This is a genomic window from Vibrio sp. V15_P4S5T153, assembly GCF_963874485.1.
GTDB lineage: Bacteria > Pseudomonadota > Gammaproteobacteria > Enterobacterales > Vibrionaceae > Vibrio > Vibrio anguillarum.
In genome coordinates, this window is sequence record NZ_CAWNHR010000011.1 from 852,123 (window position 1) to 870,448 (window position 18,326).

Sequence of the window (18,326 nt, forward strand, 5' to 3'; positions counted from 1 at the left end):
ATCGGAGTTGTTTAGCGTACACGTGTTCCCTAATATGCACCCTATCAAAAATTGGAGTAACTGATAATGCAGAATAAACGAGATTCATATAATCGTGAAGACTTGCTAGCCTCTAGCCAAGGTGAGCTTTTTGGGCCTGGCTACCCTCAATTGCCAGCGCCAAATATGTTGATGATGGACCGCATCACCAAAATGTCAGAAACCGAGGGCGAGTATGGTAAAGGCCTTATTCTTGCTGAGTTAGATATTACTCCTGATCTATGGTTCTTCGATTGCCATTTCCCTGGCGATCCTGTAATGCCTGGCTGTTTAGGTTTAGATGCGATGTGGCAATTGGTTGGTTTCTTCCTTGGCTGGGTTGGTGGCAAAGGAAAAGGCCGAGCATTAGGTGTTGGTGAAGTTAAGTTCACAGGTCAGATCCTACCAACAGCAAAAAAAGTAACTTACGAAATCACGATGAAACGGGTTGTTAACCGTAAACTTGTAATGGGCCTAGCTGATGGTCGCGTTCTTGTCGATGGCAAAGAGATTTACGTTGCAAAGGATTTAAAAGTAGGTCTTTTCCAAGATACTTCTGCTTTTTAATGACGTTAAACTATTCATAAGCGACTCTATGAGTCGCTTTTTTCTCATCAAAATACTTAGTTATAGTGCTTTAGAGTGGCTTAAATACTAAAAAGCCCCTTCCGGGGCTTAAATCCTTTTGCATGTATGTGGGAGTTTATTTGTAGAGACCAGCTTGTTTGTCATCTCTGGCATCGCGCCAACCACCTAGCCAATATGAACGAGCGTCCGTTTGTTGATAAGGGCAAGCCTCTACGGAACGTCCGTTTAAGCCAGCTTTATACCCATGAGACTGTGCTCTTTCAAGGCGATCACGCTTTTGTCTCTTCATCATAGTGTAGTCCTCATACAGTAACTTGTGTCTTACATACAACTATTAAATCTACATGGCATATCTGTTACGCCACAATTAAGAATTGCTCAAAAATTCGACTTTCTCAAGTTACAAAAAAGGCGCAGATTCTAAATTGTGAACTTGCGCCATTCTTTACACTATTTAATTATTTTCTGCGGAACCCAAAGAGAGCAAGTAGTGTCAGAGTAATCCACCCCATACTACCGCCTTTACGTTCAACGGGTGGAAGTGCCGTGCTGCGGACTTCAATATCGCTAGCCGCCGCGCCAGCAATCGGGATCAGTTTAATCGCGACAACGCTTTCACTTCCAGAAGTACAGTATGAGTTATGGGAGAAATCGTCATAGCCACCAGTGCATTTAAATGCACTTGCTGCAATCACACCATCATCATTGATATCTGAGGCTTCAAAAATACGGAACTGGTTATTATGTTGTGAGTAAGCCCCACCATTGGTTAGATCATCTAACCACCAACCTTGGTTCTGGAACAACGCCATTCTTGCTGCATTACTCCCTGTACCGTTGAAAGGATAGATAAAGCCACGATGACGACGTTGTTTGCCTCCATCTTCACGACCTTTTTCTGCATCGATTTGACCGACAATTTCATTGAAATTGTTGATCGCTTTCGCTTCACCGCCAGCACCAGTAAAGAAAATTCCACCTGATAGATAGTTAGCTACAGGCGTTCCGCTATTGGCATCCGACACAAAAATACGGTTTGCTGCTGCGCCGCTTTCAGGTTTATCGCCTCGACGTTTTGTTTCACCGATCACGATTAAATGGTTATTAATATCTGTCGCTAATGAGTTGGAGTAAATCACATCTCCATCCACTTTCAGTTCTGTGCCAGTAATAACCTTACTACTCCACATATCATGCTTAGGAGTTGTTACGTCGTAACTTGCATTAGGATAGAATACTGTTGCTTGCATTCTAAACACATTATCATCGCGATAGGTATTAAAACCAGCCATAACTGGCTTGTTAGCGTAACTGCCAGATGTAGGAACAGCTGCGCTTCTTACACTTGCTTGTGCAGAGTATCCGCTACGGTTTGCTTCAACATCACCGACCCACCCTGTTACACGGTAACCCGTCGAGATAGATGCTGTATCCCACATATAAGCTTGCGTTGCAAATGCAAAATTTTGACACTGACGAGTTAACTGTGGATCGAGACCATCACTCACACAAGTGTTAACATCGCCATTGTAGTCTTTGTTATCATCATCACCATTACCCGTTAAATAAGGGCTAACTGATGCACTACCAACCACAAACTTATGGGTACCGTCACTGAATACATCATAAGCGAACGTCCGGCCCATTTTTTCAACAATTTTATTATTTGTGTCTTTGACAATTGTGGTGTCTGTTGGTGGATTTAAAATATTGCCATGATAAAAACCACGTTGACGGTAGCCTAGAGCGTAATTACTCCCAGACTGGGTGTAACCGCTGCTCGTAATACCAAAAGCAGAAGTACCGTCTAACCCAGTTAAAACGGTATTCTGAGTATTTGCAATAGAGCCAAAAGTCAAAACAACTTGCGATGAATTAACAAAGGCCGCTGCATTTTGTAGATAACTACCATTATCCCAAGCATCACGCTCACGTTTCAAACCGCCAGTTTCAACATTGTTGTACTCAAAACCATGCCATTGCTTATCAGCCCATGCCTCACAAGTAGAATAACCGAGTTCGTTAGAGCAATAGTTTTTGAGATCATCAATATCCTGATAAACAAAACGATTATCCATTTTGAATGGCACTTCATCATGATAGGAAATGCCATCAGAACCATTGAGCGTATCGCCACCAAACGCAAAAGTATTACAGCTATTTCCGGCCGTAAAACATCCAAGAGGATTTGCTGAAAGGTTATCTTTTTGTATTGCCCTTCCATAATATTCATTAGCGACTAAGTTACCGGGTGTCACTTCTACAATTTGGTAAAGTGCAGCATGAGCTTGAGTGGCAGCCAGAATGCTGGCCGCAATTACGGTGATTTTAAATGTTTTACTACTCATTAATAATCTCTAACTTTCCTGTTGCATTGCTTCGAGCTCTTCCCAGCGCTCGAAAGCAATTTCAAGCTCCTGCTCTTTCGCAGTTAACTTATCTAAAACGGGCTGTGTTTTGTCTGCTGATTGCATGAAAAACTCAGGATCGTTCACTTGCTGTTGAAGCATTTCAATATCATTCTCAAGTTGCTCTAACATTGCGGGCAACTCATCCATTTCTCGCTGCAGTTTATAAGATAACTTTTTAGGTTTTGTCTTAATTGGCGCTGTTTTGAGAGTTTCCTCAACCACTTTTTCTTTATTGCTGACATTTTCAGCAACTCGTGACTGCAAAACTTGAGCTCTTTGTTGCTGAGCATCGTGATAGCCTCCAACAAATTCTTCAATTTTGCCATCACCTTCAAAAATCCAACTCGTTGTTACAGTATTATCAACAAATTGACGATCGTGGCTGACAAGCAGCAACGTGCCTTGGTAGTTGGCAAGCAAATCTTCTAAAAGTTCCAAAGTTTCGATATCTAAATCGTTGGTTGGTTCATCTAAAATCAATAAATTATTCGGTTTGAGGAAAATACGAGCAAGCAACAGTCTGTTTTTCTCACCACCAGATAGCGCTTTTACTGGCGTTCTCGCACGTTTAGGGGCAAACAAAAAATCTTGTAAGTAGCTTAATGCGTGCCGTGGGCGCCCAGCCACCATCACTTCTTGTTTTCCGTCAGCTAAGTTGTCAATTACCGACTTCTCAGGATCGAGGATCTCACGGTACTGATCAAAATAAGCAACTTCAAGTTTGGTACCGCAATGTAATTTGCCACTCTGAGGTTGTAAATCACCCAACAGCAGTTTCAGCAGCGTACTTTTACCGCATCCGTTAGGGCCAATAAGTGCAATGCGATCACCACGCATGATATTGAAACTGAAGTTCGAGACAATGTTTTTGCCATCAATGCTATAGCTAATATCCTTCGCTTCGAAGACAATTTTTCCTGAACGCGCAGCGTCATCGATTTGCAAGTTTGCTTTGCCCTGTACCTCACGGCGATCATTACGCTCTTCTCTTAGCTTCTTGAGTGCTCTTACGCGCCCTTCGTTACGAGTACGACGCGCTTTGATGCCTTGGCGAATCCAAACTTCTTCTTGGGCCAATTTCTTATCAAACTCGGCATTTTGCATCTCTTCTACGCGCAAGGCTTCTTCCTTGGCGACAAGGTACTGATCATAATCACCAGGAAACGAGCTGAGTTTACCGCGGTCAAGATCAACAATGCGTGTCGCCATTGAGTGGATGAACGTCCGGTCATGCGATACAAAGATGATCGAGCCTCTAAAATCTTTCAAAAAGCCTTCGAGCCATTCGATGGTGGTTACATCAAGGTGGTTAGTCGGTTCATCAAGCAAAAGGACATCAGGATCACACACTAGTGCTCTTGCAAGAGCCGCTTTACGCTGCCATCCACCGGATAAATCCGTTAGTTTGGTGTGACCATCCAGTTTCAACGCCGCCAGAACATTTTGGATACGTTCTTCAAAACGCCATGCCCCTGTATGCTCTAGCTGCTCTTGAATACGAGATAACTTATTGATATTACTTTCACTTGGATCGATAACGATGAGATCTAAAAGATCTTGATAGATCTTTAGATACTCACCAACTTCCGCTAATCCACCAGCAACATAATCAAAAACGGTGCCAGCTTCATCTCTAGGCGGATCTTGTTCTAATCGAGAAACAACAACATCTTGTTCTATCTGCATTTTTCCGTCGTCCATGATGATTTCTCTCGAAAGAACTTTCATCATAGTCGACTTGCCTGCACCGTTTCGGCCGACGAGACAAACTCGTTCATTTTCTTGTAATGCGAAATCTGCATGATCGAGTAATGGGTGGTCACCAAATGCTAATTGACCGTTATGGATGGTAATTAATGCCATTATTTTCTAACCAATGAAGTAATGTTTGTTGGTCAAAGGGCCAGCTCAGTTCGGATTCTTGGTATTTAAGAACCGGAATGGTGACCCCGTAACGAGAGAAGAGCGCATCATCAAATGCAATATCAACAAGTTGTACTTGTTCAGCAATGTTTGCCTGCTGAACAAGCTGAAATGCCATCTCACAGAGATGGCATCCTTCAGTACTGTAAAGCGTGAACAACTTCATTCCCTATTCACTGCGTGCATGGGAAATGGTCCAGCAGTTGTGGATCTGCTTATTGCGTTCAAAATCCAGTGGCAATGTTTGCGCTGAAATATTTTGAGCAACTAAACCAAGCTCAGCTAACGCTTCTAAATCCATTTTAAAATGTCGTTTATTGTTTGAAAACACAATCGTACCTTCTGGACGTAGGATACGTTTTAAATTTTCCATCAACTTAATATGATCGCGTTGTACATCAAATGTGTGTTCCATACGTTTGGAATTTGAGAATGTCGGCGGATCGATAAATATCAAATCAAATTGTTCTTTTGCAGTCTCTAGCCATTGCACACAGTCAGCTTGTTCAAAGCGATGCTGGTGTCCAACTTGATCGTTGAGCTTTAAGTTGTCTTTAGCCCATTCTAAATAGGTTTTAGACATATCAACCGTCATGGTTGATTTTGCTCCACCGCAAGCGGCATGCACGGTTGCAGAGCCAGTGTAAGCAAATAGATTGAGGAAGTCTTTACCCTTTGCCATTTGCCCTAAGCGACGACGCGTCAATTTATGATCAAGGAATAAACCCGTATCGAGATAATCATGTAAATTGACAATCAGTTTAACGCCATACTCGTTCACTTCCATTGTCTCAGAAATTTGCCCTAATTTTTGATATTGAGAGCGCCCTTTCTGTTTTTCACGAACTTTGAGTACCACTTTATTTGCTTCTGTTCCGGTGACTTGAATCGCGGCACGAATGATATCTGTTAAACGGCGTTTCGCCTTTTCTTCTGGAATATCCTTAGGTGCGGCGTATTCTTGGATCACTAGGTGGTCGAGATAAACATCGATCGCAACATTGTATTCAGGCAAATCAGCGTCATAAATACGATAGCAATCGAGTGATTCACGTTTCGCCCACTTACCAATTTTCGCAATATTTTTCTTTAAACGATTCGAAAAATCAGGAGCAATCACCGATTCTTGAGAAATAGACGCTCCCGGCTCTACCGTGCGCAATGAAATTGAGTAGTTCTTTTGGTGACAAGGTAACGCACCGTTATTTAACTTAAACTGCTTTTCAGCGCGCATACGCAAACAACTGAGTAATTCGTCAGAGCTTGAGAAAATCGACGCTTGGCAACCGCCAAATTCAGCCTTTAATTGCCCACCAAATGCCGTGTATAAAGCAATCAAACCAGGATGTGTACCTAAACGTTCACCATAGGGTGGATTACAGATAACTACACCATCCTCAAACCCTTCAGGACGTTTGATCAGTGCCGCATCACCTAGCTGGAAGGTAATCAGTTCTTCAACCCCTGCGCGGCGAGCGTTATCTTTCGCGGTTTGCAGCACTCGTGCATCGTTATCAAAACCAAAGAACTTACAGTCAACTTTCTTGACACCACGTCTTGCTTGAACATTGGCCTCTGATTTTATTTGCGCCCACAGTTCTGCATCAAAATCCTCTAAAGCTTCGAAACTCCACTTTGGACGCTTGAGACTGGGGGCCATACCAGCAGCTATCATGGCCGCCTCAATGAGCAAAGTACCAGAACCACACATTGGGTCGAGCAGTGGCTTCGCTTCACTCCATCCACTACGCAAAATAATAGCCGCTGCTAATGTTTCACGAAGTGGTGCTCGCCCCGCTTCGGTACGGTAACCGCGCTGATGTAAACCACCGCCCACCATATCAATCCCTAAAATGGCTTTATCTTTATGCAAGCGTACATGGACACGAAGATCTGCATGATCTTTATCGATCGAAGGGCGCGGTAAGTTCTTTTTGGTGAAACAGTCGACAACCGCATCCTTTACTTTCATCGCGCCGTACTGACTGTTGCGGATTTCGTTATTTGTGCCGTTGAAGTCGACAACAAACTTTTTCGAACTATGAAAATGATTAACCCAGTTCACTGAACTTGCTGACAAGTAAAGATCCATATCATTTTGGCAGGTAAATTCAGAGAGGACGCGAACAAATCTTGATGCTAGACGGCTCCACAAACAACAGCGATAAATCTGCTCTTTCGACGCTTTAAATTTTACCCCGGCCTGCACGGGTTTTGCGTCCGTAATCCCTAATTTGGTTAGTTCTTCAACTAATAGGTTCTCAAGACCGTTTGAGGTAACCGCTAGATATTGATTCATACTGCTCTTTTACTGATAAAAATGACCACGCATTATACCTGACAATCCCACGCTTGAGTAAAACAAAGTGTCTCTTTCACCTTCTCAACCATTCAATTGCTTAACTACTCGCCAATTTTACAAATAGACAAGCTTCGAGCATTGCAAAAACATCTCACTAGATATAGCAAGACCTACGGGATAAGTGAGTATTTATTCACTGCATAATTGGACTATACCAGATTGATTTTTGTGGTGTAAATTAATTACAAATGAGCTAAAAATGGGAATGTGTCGGCCATTTCTAGCAATGTAGACACTGTTTATAACGTCACTTTTGAAGAAAAAAACATCAGAATCCTGAACAAATCTCACATTTAAGATCGAATTCAGACGGATAGGATTGAGTTGGGGAAAAGCTCTAGGCAAAAAAAATCGGCTATTAAGCCGATGGGAAATGAAACAAAGGAACGAAACGTTGTGCTATTAGGGAAAAGTTAACTCACAAGAGCAACGTGCTCTTCGAGCAAAATATGATTGGCGCAAGCCATACGGTCATGCATAACCTTAATGACCTGTCCGAATTCCAGCTGTTTGGAACCATTCAGTATGAACGCATCCAAATCGACTAAGGCGCAAAGACTAGCGCAGTCCCCTACCTCAAGTACGATGAAATAACCTTGGCTGTAGCCGTTGACCAACCGAACAATGTCACCTTCACTCGGTTCAAAACCGTAGCCTTGATGATCAAAAAACCAACTTTTAGGCTGGACAGGTTTATGAAAACGCTTAGCGGCAACACAATAGAGTGCTAATTCGGCTTGTCTTGGCTCACTTAAACCTAAATAGGCAATTTGCTCTTTGTAGGTTTGGAAAGCACTCGCATCATCGACTGAAAAATGATTCTCAGCAAAAGCACAATCGACGAGCAGATTACGGTAAAGATTGGTCTTAAAAACCATCTCATCACCAAGGTACAACATCAGGCAGCTTTCGCTATCTGAATAATACCAACTCCATTTGTCACTTGGTTTAAGCATCGTTCCACTCTCTAATTTTAATGAATTATCAAACTATTAGGTAAAACGCTTAATTACCTTTGCCAGCTAGTGAATGTAATTTTAAGAACAGAAATATAAAAAAAAAGAGGAAATGAATAACTCATTCCCTCTTACTTTGACCCAGTCACTTTTTATTTTTCTGAGTAAATACCTTTAAATCGCACTTATTTACAGGTTCTTGACAATATCTCTCACTAAACCTGGGCCGTGGTAAATGAATCCTGAATAGACTTGTACTAGTTTCGCGCCCGCCAACATTTTTTCTTTTGCAGCGATGCAAGAATCAATACCACCCACTCCAATAATGGGCAGCTTATCACCCAACTCTTGGTACAAGCACTTAATCACTTCAGTACTTCTTGATTGAACAGGACGGCCACTTAACCCACCCGCTTCATTCGCGAATTTCATACCTTCCACCAGCGACCGATCCAATGTGGTATTAGTCGCGATAACGCCATCAATACTATGCTTGAGTAACGATTGGCAAATTTGTTTAAGTTCGTCATCAGAAAGATCGGGAGCGATCTTTAATGTTAGCGGAACGTATTTATTATGCAGCTTAGCCAATTCAGATTGCTTCGCTTTCAGTACGGCAAGCAAATCATCCAATGCCTCACCATATTGTAACGTTCGTAACCCAGGAGTGTTGGGGGATGAAATGTTCACTGCTATATAACCAGCATATGGGTAGACTTTCTCCATACAAATAAGATAGTCATCTGCCCCATTTTCAATCGGTGTATCTTTATTCTTTCCAATGTTGATACCGATAATGCCGTCATATTTAGCTTTCTTAACGTTCTCAACCAGGTTGTCGACACCTAAGTTGTTAAAGCCCATTCGATTGATAATACCTTCCGCTTGGATCAAACGGAATAAACGCGGTTTATCGTTACCAGATTGAGGACGTGGAGTCACGGTACCAACTTCGACAAAACCAAATCCCATTGCACCAAAAGCTTCTATGCATTCCCCATTTTTATCTAGGCCAGCGGCCAAACCTACAGGGTTTTTAAAAGTTAAACCCATGCATTCGACTGGGCGATTGGGTAAGTGTTGACGATAGAAGAGATCAAGAGGAGTGCCTGTGAAACGTTTAAAGTTTTCAATGGCGAGATCATGTGCCTTTTCGGCATCAAGTTGAAAAAAGCCAGTCCTGGCTAAGCGGTAGAGCATTGTGCCTCCGAAATAAAAAGCCCCGTATAAACGGGGCGTTATTATTTACTCATTTGCCGCACAATTCAAATTTAAAAGTACTAATTCTCTTAATGCTACTGAGAATTTTGCAAATTCATGTACTGCACCAACTTTAAATTCGTTGAGGATACTCTCCCAGCGCATTAAGGACACTTCATTACTAGCAATCCATTCATCCAGTGCTTTCATTACATCGAGTTCTTCTGGCGCACAAGTACAATTCAATACTTGCGCAGTGAGTTGACGCTGCTGCCAGTCTAAATCTTCACGGAATGCAGCGCGAGCTAGTGCTTGCCAGTTGTTATCCACCGCTTGACCGTTAATCTGTTTTAAGAACCAGTGCAGTGATAAACGATCACCTAAGTTAAAGTAAAGCTTAGCTGTCTGAGCAACGGTCTTACCTTTATCACGTGCCACTGTAGATATATCCAGTGCTGAGTACAGGCTTGATAAACGAGCAACGTAATTCGCCAGTTCTGAGTTAATGCCTTTATCAATCCAGACTTGAGCCATGGCATTATGCTCTGCAACCTCTTCAGCAACGAGCATATTATCTAGTTCAGCGGAAACGGCATTGACGTCAGTTTGATAAAGCGCAATCAAATCTTTGACCGATTGTTTGCCTGAACGATTACGCAGCAACCAACGAGATAAGCGGCGTAAGGTTCGGCGTACTAAGAAAATCACATCGTACTGTGCATCGGCTTCTGCTTTATTGTCGAGTAAACGAACCTGCTCAAGAACACGGCCTAAACCATAGATTTCTCTTGCTGCAGTGTAAGCATTGGCAATATCGACAACATTCGCACCAGTCTCTTCTTGAAGACGGGTCACGAAATTACATCCCATTTCGTTCACCATCTGATTGGCCAGAGCCGTAGCAATGATCTCTGCACGAAGTGGATGCTGTTGCATGTGCTGAGAATAGTTACGACGTAACTCCGTAGGGAAATAGTTGATCAACTGCTGCGAATGGAATTCATCGTGTGAAATCTCTTCACAAGCCAATTCCTCTTTCAACACCATTTTGCCGTATGCCACTAATACAGATAGCTCCGGACGGGTTAATGCAAATCCCTGCTTCTCACGCTCAAGCAAAGTTTCATCATCTGGAATGTATTCCAATGCTCGGTCAAGGTGCCCTGCTTTTTCCATAGCATGGATGAAACGAATCTGCTCTTTAACTAACGATACACCCTGTTGCTCAGTGACAGAAATAGCTTCAGATTGAGCGTAAGCATCTTCAATAACGATGCCTCCTACTTCGTCTTCCATCGACTCTAAGATCTGATTACGTTGTTTGACGGTAAGATCACCATTCGCCACCAAGCCATTCAAGAAGATCTTAATATTAACTTCATTATCCGAGCAATCGACGCCGCCAACGTTATCAACAAAGTCGGTATTAACACGACCACCAGTTAATGCATACTCAACACGTCCAAGTTGAGTCATACCTAAGTTACCACCTTCACCGATCACTTTTGTACGAAGATCGCGTCCATCAATTCTTAAAGCATCGTTAGCACGGTCACCTACATCAGAATGGCTCTCTTTCGATGATTTAACATAGGTGCCGATGCCTCCGTTCCACAGAAGATCCACTTCCATTTTCAAGATCATCTTAATCAGCTCATTAGGCGCAACAGAAGCCTTCTTAGTGCCGATCATTTTTTGAATTTCAGGCGTTAAGGTGATCGATTTCGCTTTGCGAGAGAAGATACCACCACCTTTTGAGATCAACTTTGCGTTGTAATCTTCCCAGCTAGATCGTGGCGTGTTGAATAAGCGATTGCGCTCTTCCCAACTTTTTGCTGAATTTGGTGTTGGATCGATGAAAATATGCAAATGGTTAAACGCTGCTTGCAAACAGATGTGTTTAGACAGCAGCATACCATTACCGAACACATCTCCAGCCATATCGCCGATGCCAATCGCTGTGAAATCTGTGGTTTGGCAGTTAATGCCCATCTCACGGAAGTGGCGCTTGACTGACTCCCATCCCCCTTTTGCTGTAATCCCCATGGCTTTATGGTCGTAACCATTTGAACCACCAGAAGCAAAAGCGTCACCTAGCCAGAAATTGTATTCTGCTGACACTGAGTTAGCCAAATCGGAAAATGTTGCTGTCCCTTTATCCGCGGCTACAACTAAGTAAGGGTCATCTTCATCATGACGAACGACATTCTTAGGTGGAACGACTTCACCTTCAATAATATTGTCGGAAACATCGAGTAATGCACGAATAAAACGTTTATAGCAGCGTTGTCCCTCGGCAAAGATCTCATCACGCGTGGTAAACATGTGCTGTTTCTTACACACAAAACCACCTTTTGCTCCCACAGGAACAATAACAGTATTTTTTACCTGTTGCGCTTTCACTAACCCTAGAATCTCGGTACGGAAATCTTCTTGGCGATCAGACCAACGTAATCCGCCACGTGCTACTTTACCACCACGTAAATGAACACCTTCAATATCAGGCGCATAAACGAAGATTTCGAAAGCTGGCACAGGAGCTGGAATTTCAGAAATCTCTTTCGGTTTCATTTTTAAAGAAAGCCAAGGTTTGATCTGATTGTTTTCATCCAGCTGGAAGTAGTTAGTACGGATCGTCGCACTGATCATCTCCATATAACGACGAATAATACGATCATCATCCAAGCTATCAACACGATCTAACTCTTCAGTAATAGCGTTGATAAGATCCGTTTGCCCTTTTTGAGCCCCTTTGTGTTTAGGATCAAACCGCTTTAAGAATAGTTCCACCAGCCCTTTTGCTACATCTGGATAATGGCTGAGCGTATCTTCAATATATTGTTGACTGAATGGGAAACCCACTTGGCGCATGTAACGCGCATAAGCACGAAGAATCGATACTTCGCGCCCAGTTAATGAAGCACCGAGTACTAGTCGGTTGAAGCCATCACTCTCTAATTCACCAGCCCAAATAGCCGCAAATGCTTGTTGAAAACGATCTCTCGCTTCTCGAAGATCGACACTCTTATCGCTCTTATGCAGCATTGAGAAATCTAAGATCCAATACGTTTGTCCATTTAACTTGCGTACTTCATAAGGTGACTCTCCGATCACCCTCAGCCCTAAGTTTTCCAACATCGGCATCACATCAGAAAGATGGATTGGCTCGTCACGGTGATAGAGTTTTAAGCGCACCGCTTTTGAATCGGCCGCTTCTTCTTGTGGACGATAGAACAACATGCCGAGTTTGTGCTCTTCATCTAAGGCTTCCAATCGCTGGATATCATCCACCGCTGAACCCGGCATCATGTCTTCTTTGTAAGAACGAGGGAATGCACGCATGTATTCTTTCGATAATGGCAATCCTTTACTCTCTCCAAAGTTTGCTACGATCGCATCTGATAAACGATCATCCCAAGTTGATGATGCTTCCATTAAATTCTGCTCTACCGTTTTTACATCGACATCCATATTGTTATTATCAACACGTACGATGTAGTGTGTTCTTGCCAATGGGCTTTCTGAAAAATAAGTGGTGAACTCAACATCTTGCTCACAACCAAAGTACTGCTTGAAAATTCGTTGCGTTTGGCGGCGAAGCTCGGTGTTATAGCGCTCTTTGGTCACATAGACCATGCAGCTGAAGAAACGACCAAACGGGTCTTTACGAACAAACAGACGCAGCAAATCCCTATCTTGCATTTGCACTACGCCCATCCCAACTTCTAACATCTCTTCTTCACGTGCTTGCAGTAACTCATCACGAGGATAGTTTTCTAGAATATTGTGCAGCGCTTTATAGGAATACGAGCCTGCACGATAACCGCTGGCTTTTAGGATACGTTCTACTTTTTCGCGGATCAGCGGAATCGTTTCGATGCTTTGGTTATATACAGCAGAGGTATACAAGCCAGTGAAGCGATGTTCACCGATCACTTTACCTGCCTTGTCGAACTTTTTAACGCCGATATAATCGGTATAAGCTGGGCGGTGGATACGTGATTGGGTATTGCCTTTAGTGACAATCAATAAAAAAGGTTTTTTGGCTTCAAGGCGCGCAGAATCAGGAAAGTCAGATAATTTTACGCTGCGCACACGTTTTGAATCAGAAAATAAACCCAACCCTTTTTCTGCTGTTGGTCTCAGTTCAGTATCGCCTTCGACCGTCACGAGGTCGTATTCTTTGTATCCCATGAAAGTGAAATTATGATTTCCCATCCACTTTAAGAATTTGATGGTTTCTTCGTAACGATCACTTTCTACAGGAATGAACTCTTTTTGTGTCTCCAATTGCGCAATCACTTGCACCAGTTTTTCTGACATTGGTTGCCAGTCTTGCACCACTAAAGCTGTATCGCTCAGAATACTAAGCAACTCATTTTTCAACTGTGTCATCGCTTCTTTGCTGCTAAGGCGGTCGACTTCAATATGAAAAAGAGATTGCAGAACACCCTCACCTTGGTTTACCGAAGTAATAACACCGTTATCGGTGCGCGAGATTTGCGTTGGCCCATTGAGCATAAGGTGTGACGATAAATCCAAACGGCTGAGCGCCATTTTAATGGAGTCCACAAGAAACGGACTATCAGGGATTACTATTTCAACAATCGTGTGCGTTGACTGCCAACCTTGGCGGCTTACTGTCGGGTTAAATACCCGTACTGAACGCTCCTCTGGGTTTTTCTCGTTAATATGATGCCATAGGCTAACTATCGCACCATATAAATCAGATTCATTACGTTCAGTCAGATCATCTTTCGAAATGTTACTAAATAGATGTTGAGCAAGTTGGGTCACGAGCGGTTGATGAGCAAGATCGAGTTTGTCTTGAATCAGTTTGTACACTTTTTCAAGCAGAACTGGCACTAAAGTTTCACGCGCAGTCATAGTAGACTCCAAGATTATTATTTTTGTAGGGTATGCGGTAAGCATAGCGCTTACCATTGGTAATGCTTGCTTTATTGTAAAAGCTTTATTGACAAATAGTTAACAGTTTTAGGACAGGTCTGAGGTGAAATGTTTGAGAATGTGATTAAGATTCCTATTTAAATATCTAGAAAATCAGCGGCTCACAGAGTTTCTAACTTTACAAACTTGTTATTTTGGTCAGTTGTCAGCCGAAATCGACCTTTTACTCCAATTTGGCTAAGAAATGGACGAAATCGAGATGCGGGTAGCTGAAGGCGTAAACCTTGATCTGTGTAGACTTGTACAGAGCTTGCTACACCAGAATAGTGCGCTAAGTAAGTTTGATAAGAAATATTGAGAGTAAAATAGTATTGCTTCATAGCCGTTAACCAAAATAGAGCGAGGAGACGTATCTGTCACCTCGCTCTTAGTAGAGTTAAGATCCTTAAGATTCGAGCGCTTTTGTTACTTTTTCAAAGAGATCCCGAGCTAAATTATCCATTGACTTCAAAGTCTCCAACTCCGATTTCATCATTGCTTGACGAGTTTCATCGTAGAGCCTGAATTTAAGTAAAGGATCAATTAAACGCGACGCAACTTGGGGGTTACTATCATTGAGTTCACGCAGTATCTGCCCTGCAAAACGGTATCCCTCACCCGATTTTGCATGAAAATTAACTGGGTTTGCGCTGAGGAATGAACCAATTAAACTACGAGTACGATTTGGATTTTTTAAGCTAAATGCTTCATGTTTCATGGTTTGTTGAATGGTATCCAAAACACTTGGCGCGGGGTTAGTCCCTTGCAATGTAAACCATTTATCCATCACCAATCCATCGTGTTTCCATTTATTGCTGTAATCATCCATCAGTGCTTGACGGCACATAAGCTGTGCACTATTCGCAGCGCTCATAGCGGCGATGGTGTCAGTCATGTTGTTGGCGCTGTGATACTGAGCCAGCACCAAATCATTGCCTTGGTCGGTATAAGCTAAATAAGCAAGGCAAGTATTGCGTAATGCTCGTTCACCAATTGCACTATGTTCAATGCTGTATGTTGTCTGTTTTAAACTGTGGTAAACCGCATTGAGCTCGTCTTGTAATGCGTTAGCAAGCTGTACTTTCATCGCTTTAAGTACGGTCGCTATGGCATCAACATCCACACGTTTATACCAACCTGAAACCTCATTATGGCTAGGTAATGAGAGCATTTCCGCAATAAAAGCAGGCTCTAGAGCCTCACTCAGTAACACACCACGGAATGCATCAACTACCGATTCAGGCAAATCCGCCGCCTTACCCGACTGCACTCCAAACACATTGCTACGGATATATTTGGCTAACAACATTTGGCCTGCATCCCAGCGAGCAAATTCGTTACGAGCATTGACCATCAAGAAGATAAGCTCATCATCACTGTAGTCATACTCCAGTTTCACTGGTGCTGAAAATTCGCGCAACAAGGAAGGGATCGGTTTCTCTGGCACATTTTCAAACACGAAGGTCTGCTTGGCCTGTGTTACGTTCAGTACATTAGAGATTCGCTTTCCGTTACATTGTAACTCAATTACATCACCATGAGCGGTGTATAACTCAACATCAAAAGGAATATGCAGCGCTGCTTTCTCTTTTTGCTCGTGCGTTGGTTCGGTTGTTTGCTCTACGGTTAAGGCATAGGTTTTCTGTTGTGCGTCATATTCAGTGCTCACTGAAACAATCGGTGTACCAGATTGGCTATACCATAAACGGAATTGGGTAAGATCGACGCCTGAAGCATCTTCCATCGCTGCCACGAAATCTTCGCAGGTAGCGGCAGTGCCATCATGACGCTCAAAATAGAGCTTCATCCCTTTTTGGAAATTCGTTTCACCCAATAACGTATGCATCATACGAATCACTTCACTGCCCTTTTCATAGACAGTTAATGTATAGAAGTTATTCATTTCTATCACTTTATCGGGACGAATTGGGTGTGACATTGGGCTGGCATCTTCAGCAAATTGTGGCCCGCGAATAATGCGCACATTATTAATGCGATTCACGGCTCTCGACCCTAAATCAGATGAAAATTCTTGGTCACGGAATACCGTTAGGCCTTCTTTTAAGCTTAATTGGAACCAATCACGACAAGTGACGCGGTTACCAGTCCAGTTATGGAAATATTCGTGGCCAATCACCGCTTCAATACCTAAATAATCAGTATCGGTAGCGGTTTTTTCATTGGCTAGCACAAACTTAGAGTTAAAAATATTGAGGCCTTTATTCTCCATCGCACCCATGTTGAAAAAGTCAACGGCAACGATCATGTAGATGTCGAGATCATACTCTAAGCCGAAGCGTTCTTCGTCCCACTTCATTGCGTTGATAAGTGATGTCATCGCATGAGAAGCGCGGTCGAGGTTACCTTTATCAACAAAAATCTCGAGGGCAACATCGCGACCGGCCTTGGTTTTATATTGATCACGTAATACGTCAAAATCACCCGCAACGAGAGCAAATAAGTAAGCAGGTTTCGGATGTGGATCTTGCCACTTCACCCAATGACGCCCTTCTGTAAGATCGCCATGTTCGATACGGTTACCGTTACTTAATAAAAATGGGTAATCTTTTTTGTCAGCAATCACGGTCGTTGTGTATTTTGCAAGAACGTCTGGACGATCGAGGAAGTAAGTAATGCGACGGAAACCTTCTGCTTCACACTGAGTACAGAACGCACCACCCGATTTGTATAACCCTTCTAGTGCGGTATTCGCTTCAGGGTTAATCAGTGTCACGATCTCCAATTCAAACTCTTGAGGTAATGATGAGATCGAGAGCCCGCTTTCAAGCAGCTGAAAATCTTGCCATTCGGTGCCATTCACTTTGAGCGATTTCAGCTCAAGGTTTTCACCATCCAGCACCAATTGGTTATTCTCTTTTTGCTGCTTAACGTGAGAAACGGCAGTCACTGTGGTGTTGGTATCAAAGAGATCGAATGTTAATTCGAGATCCGTAATGGTATGTGATGGAGATTGATAATCTTTGCGATACTTGGCTTGGGGTGTATGAGCCATGTCGGAATCCTTGTTGACGGAGTGAAATGTGACGTTTTTGATAAACATTCAGTAAGATGGCTATAGATCTAAGGCTTGTTATCATTAATAACAACCCCTCAAACCGAAAAACGAGGCATTTAAGACAAATACCCCGTTATTTCGCTGACAATTTACCCATATATCAACAGATTTCACTCATTGCCTTTCTTATGATAGAAGATTGCAAGACTACGGATTTACTCGCGCTAAAACAGCCGACATGGAACCATTCTCCACTTCTAAAGTTAACATATCGCTAACAAGCGTATAGCGAGTATCATGTTCTCCGTCTTCATAAAGGAGCACCAAATGATCACCTTCTGTGTAGTACACTCCTTTATGGATCGATTCGTTACCATTAACACTACTTACTCTGAACATAAATACAAAATCCGGCTGTAAAACGAGATCAAGTTGGTTAATGTCGGTTGCTATCGCATCTTCACCAAATATCCGTTTGCTAGACCACACCCCTGCCAACGCATTTGGTAAAGCTTTAGTGAACATAATGCCGTTTAAGTTGAGCATGTTGTGGTTCACTTGGTATTGATAAACTTGAGGTTGCGATGAATTAAGCCCCAAAATCAAGCTGTTATCGCTGGCGTCAAATTCACCTTCCCAGTGCTCCACATTATAATTTTTCTTTTGAATATCGATCTTGAAACGATAATTCGATTCCAAGGTCAGTTTAATAGAACGAAAATCATCGGAAGAAGTGTCAGGATTGGGGTTAAGTAGGTACCAATCACCAAGTAAAAAAGGGAGATCAAACTGAGTTAAGTCTTGATGAGTCTGCGTACCACTACTTTGACTTTGTGCCGCACTGGTGCTGATAAGAACAATGCAGGTAAAAATGATGCTTATCCATTTCATAACACGCTCCTCAC

Annotated in this window: 12 protein-coding genes; 1 reads left to right on the plus strand and 11 read right to left on the minus strand. The window is 42.7% G+C overall.

Annotated features, from left to right (window positions below; genetic code table 11):
• The first annotated feature begins 66 nt into the window (after positions 1-66).
• The gene (fabA, locus tag AACT42_RS05815) at positions 67-585 is read left to right on the plus strand and encodes a bifunctional 3-hydroxydecanoyl-ACP dehydratase/trans-2-decenoyl-ACP isomerase (protein WP_013856904.1); all 519 of its coding nucleotides are present in this window, start codon (positions 67-69) and stop codon (positions 583-585) included.
• Positions 586-721: 136 nt separating this feature from the next.
• Here the strand turns inward: fabA and rmf are convergent, their stop codons facing one another.
• The 11 genes from rmf to AACT42_RS05870 form a co-directional block, all read right to left on the minus strand.
• Positions 722-895, minus strand: a complete 174-nt coding sequence (rmf, locus tag AACT42_RS05820) for a ribosome modulation factor (protein WP_010320553.1) — start codon at positions 893-895, stop codon at positions 722-724.
• 169 nt (positions 896-1,064) lie between these two features.
• The gene (locus AACT42_RS05825) at positions 1,065-2,954 is read right to left on the minus strand and encodes a DUF3466 family protein (RefSeq protein WP_094133203.1); all 1,890 of its coding nucleotides are present in this window, start codon (positions 2,952-2,954) and stop codon (positions 1,065-1,067) included.
• Positions 2,955-2,963: 9 nt separating this feature from the next.
• The gene (locus tag AACT42_RS05830) at positions 2,964-4,880 is read right to left on the minus strand and encodes an ABC transporter ATP-binding protein (protein WP_094133204.1); all 1,917 of its coding nucleotides are present in this window, start codon (positions 4,878-4,880) and stop codon (positions 2,964-2,966) included.
• A complete protein-coding gene (locus AACT42_RS05835; RefSeq protein ID WP_013856908.1) occupies positions 4,858-5,106 on the minus strand; it encodes a glutaredoxin family protein in 249 nt (82 codons plus the stop codon). Before AACT42_RS05835 ends, AACT42_RS05830 begins: the two co-directional genes overlap by 23 nt.
• A 3-nt stretch (positions 5,107-5,109) precedes the next feature.
• On the minus strand, positions 5,110-7,239 hold the full coding sequence (gene rlmKL, locus AACT42_RS05840) for a bifunctional 23S rRNA (guanine(2069)-N(7))-methyltransferase RlmK/23S rRNA (guanine(2445)-N(2))-methyltransferase RlmL (protein WP_094167904.1): 2,130 nt from the start codon (positions 7,237-7,239) through the stop codon (positions 5,110-5,112).
• Between the two features lie 476 nt (positions 7,240-7,715).
• Positions 7,716-8,258, minus strand: a complete 543-nt coding sequence (locus AACT42_RS05845; RefSeq protein WP_010320557.1) for a cell division protein ZapC — start codon at positions 8,256-8,258, stop codon at positions 7,716-7,718.
• Between the two features lie 189 nt (positions 8,259-8,447).
• The gene (gene pyrD, locus AACT42_RS05850; protein ID WP_094132384.1) at positions 8,448-9,458 is read right to left on the minus strand and encodes a quinone-dependent dihydroorotate dehydrogenase; all 1,011 of its coding nucleotides are present in this window, start codon (positions 9,456-9,458) and stop codon (positions 8,448-8,450) included.
• 45 nt (positions 9,459-9,503) lie between these two features.
• Complete coding sequence (locus tag AACT42_RS05855; RefSeq protein ID WP_017041966.1) at positions 9,504-14,345, minus strand: NAD-glutamate dehydrogenase; 4,842 nt, start codon at positions 14,343-14,345, stop codon at positions 9,504-9,506.
• 182 nt (positions 14,346-14,527) lie between these two features.
• A complete protein-coding gene (locus tag AACT42_RS05860) occupies positions 14,528-14,746 on the minus strand; it encodes a DUF2835 domain-containing protein (RefSeq protein ID WP_013856912.1) in 219 nt (72 codons plus the stop codon).
• Between the two features lie 65 nt (positions 14,747-14,811).
• Positions 14,812-17,418 (minus strand): aminopeptidase N, encoded by a 2,607-nt coding sequence (pepN, locus tag AACT42_RS05865; protein ID WP_094183103.1) that lies wholly within the window; start codon positions 17,416-17,418, stop codon positions 14,812-14,814.
• Between the two features lie 210 nt (positions 17,419-17,628).
• Positions 17,629-18,312 carry a hypothetical protein gene (locus tag AACT42_RS05870; protein WP_094133663.1) on the minus strand — a complete coding sequence of 228 codons (684 nt, stop codon included), beginning with the start codon at positions 18,310-18,312 and terminating at the stop codon, positions 17,629-17,631.
• Between the last annotated feature and the right edge of the window lie 14 nt (positions 18,313-18,326).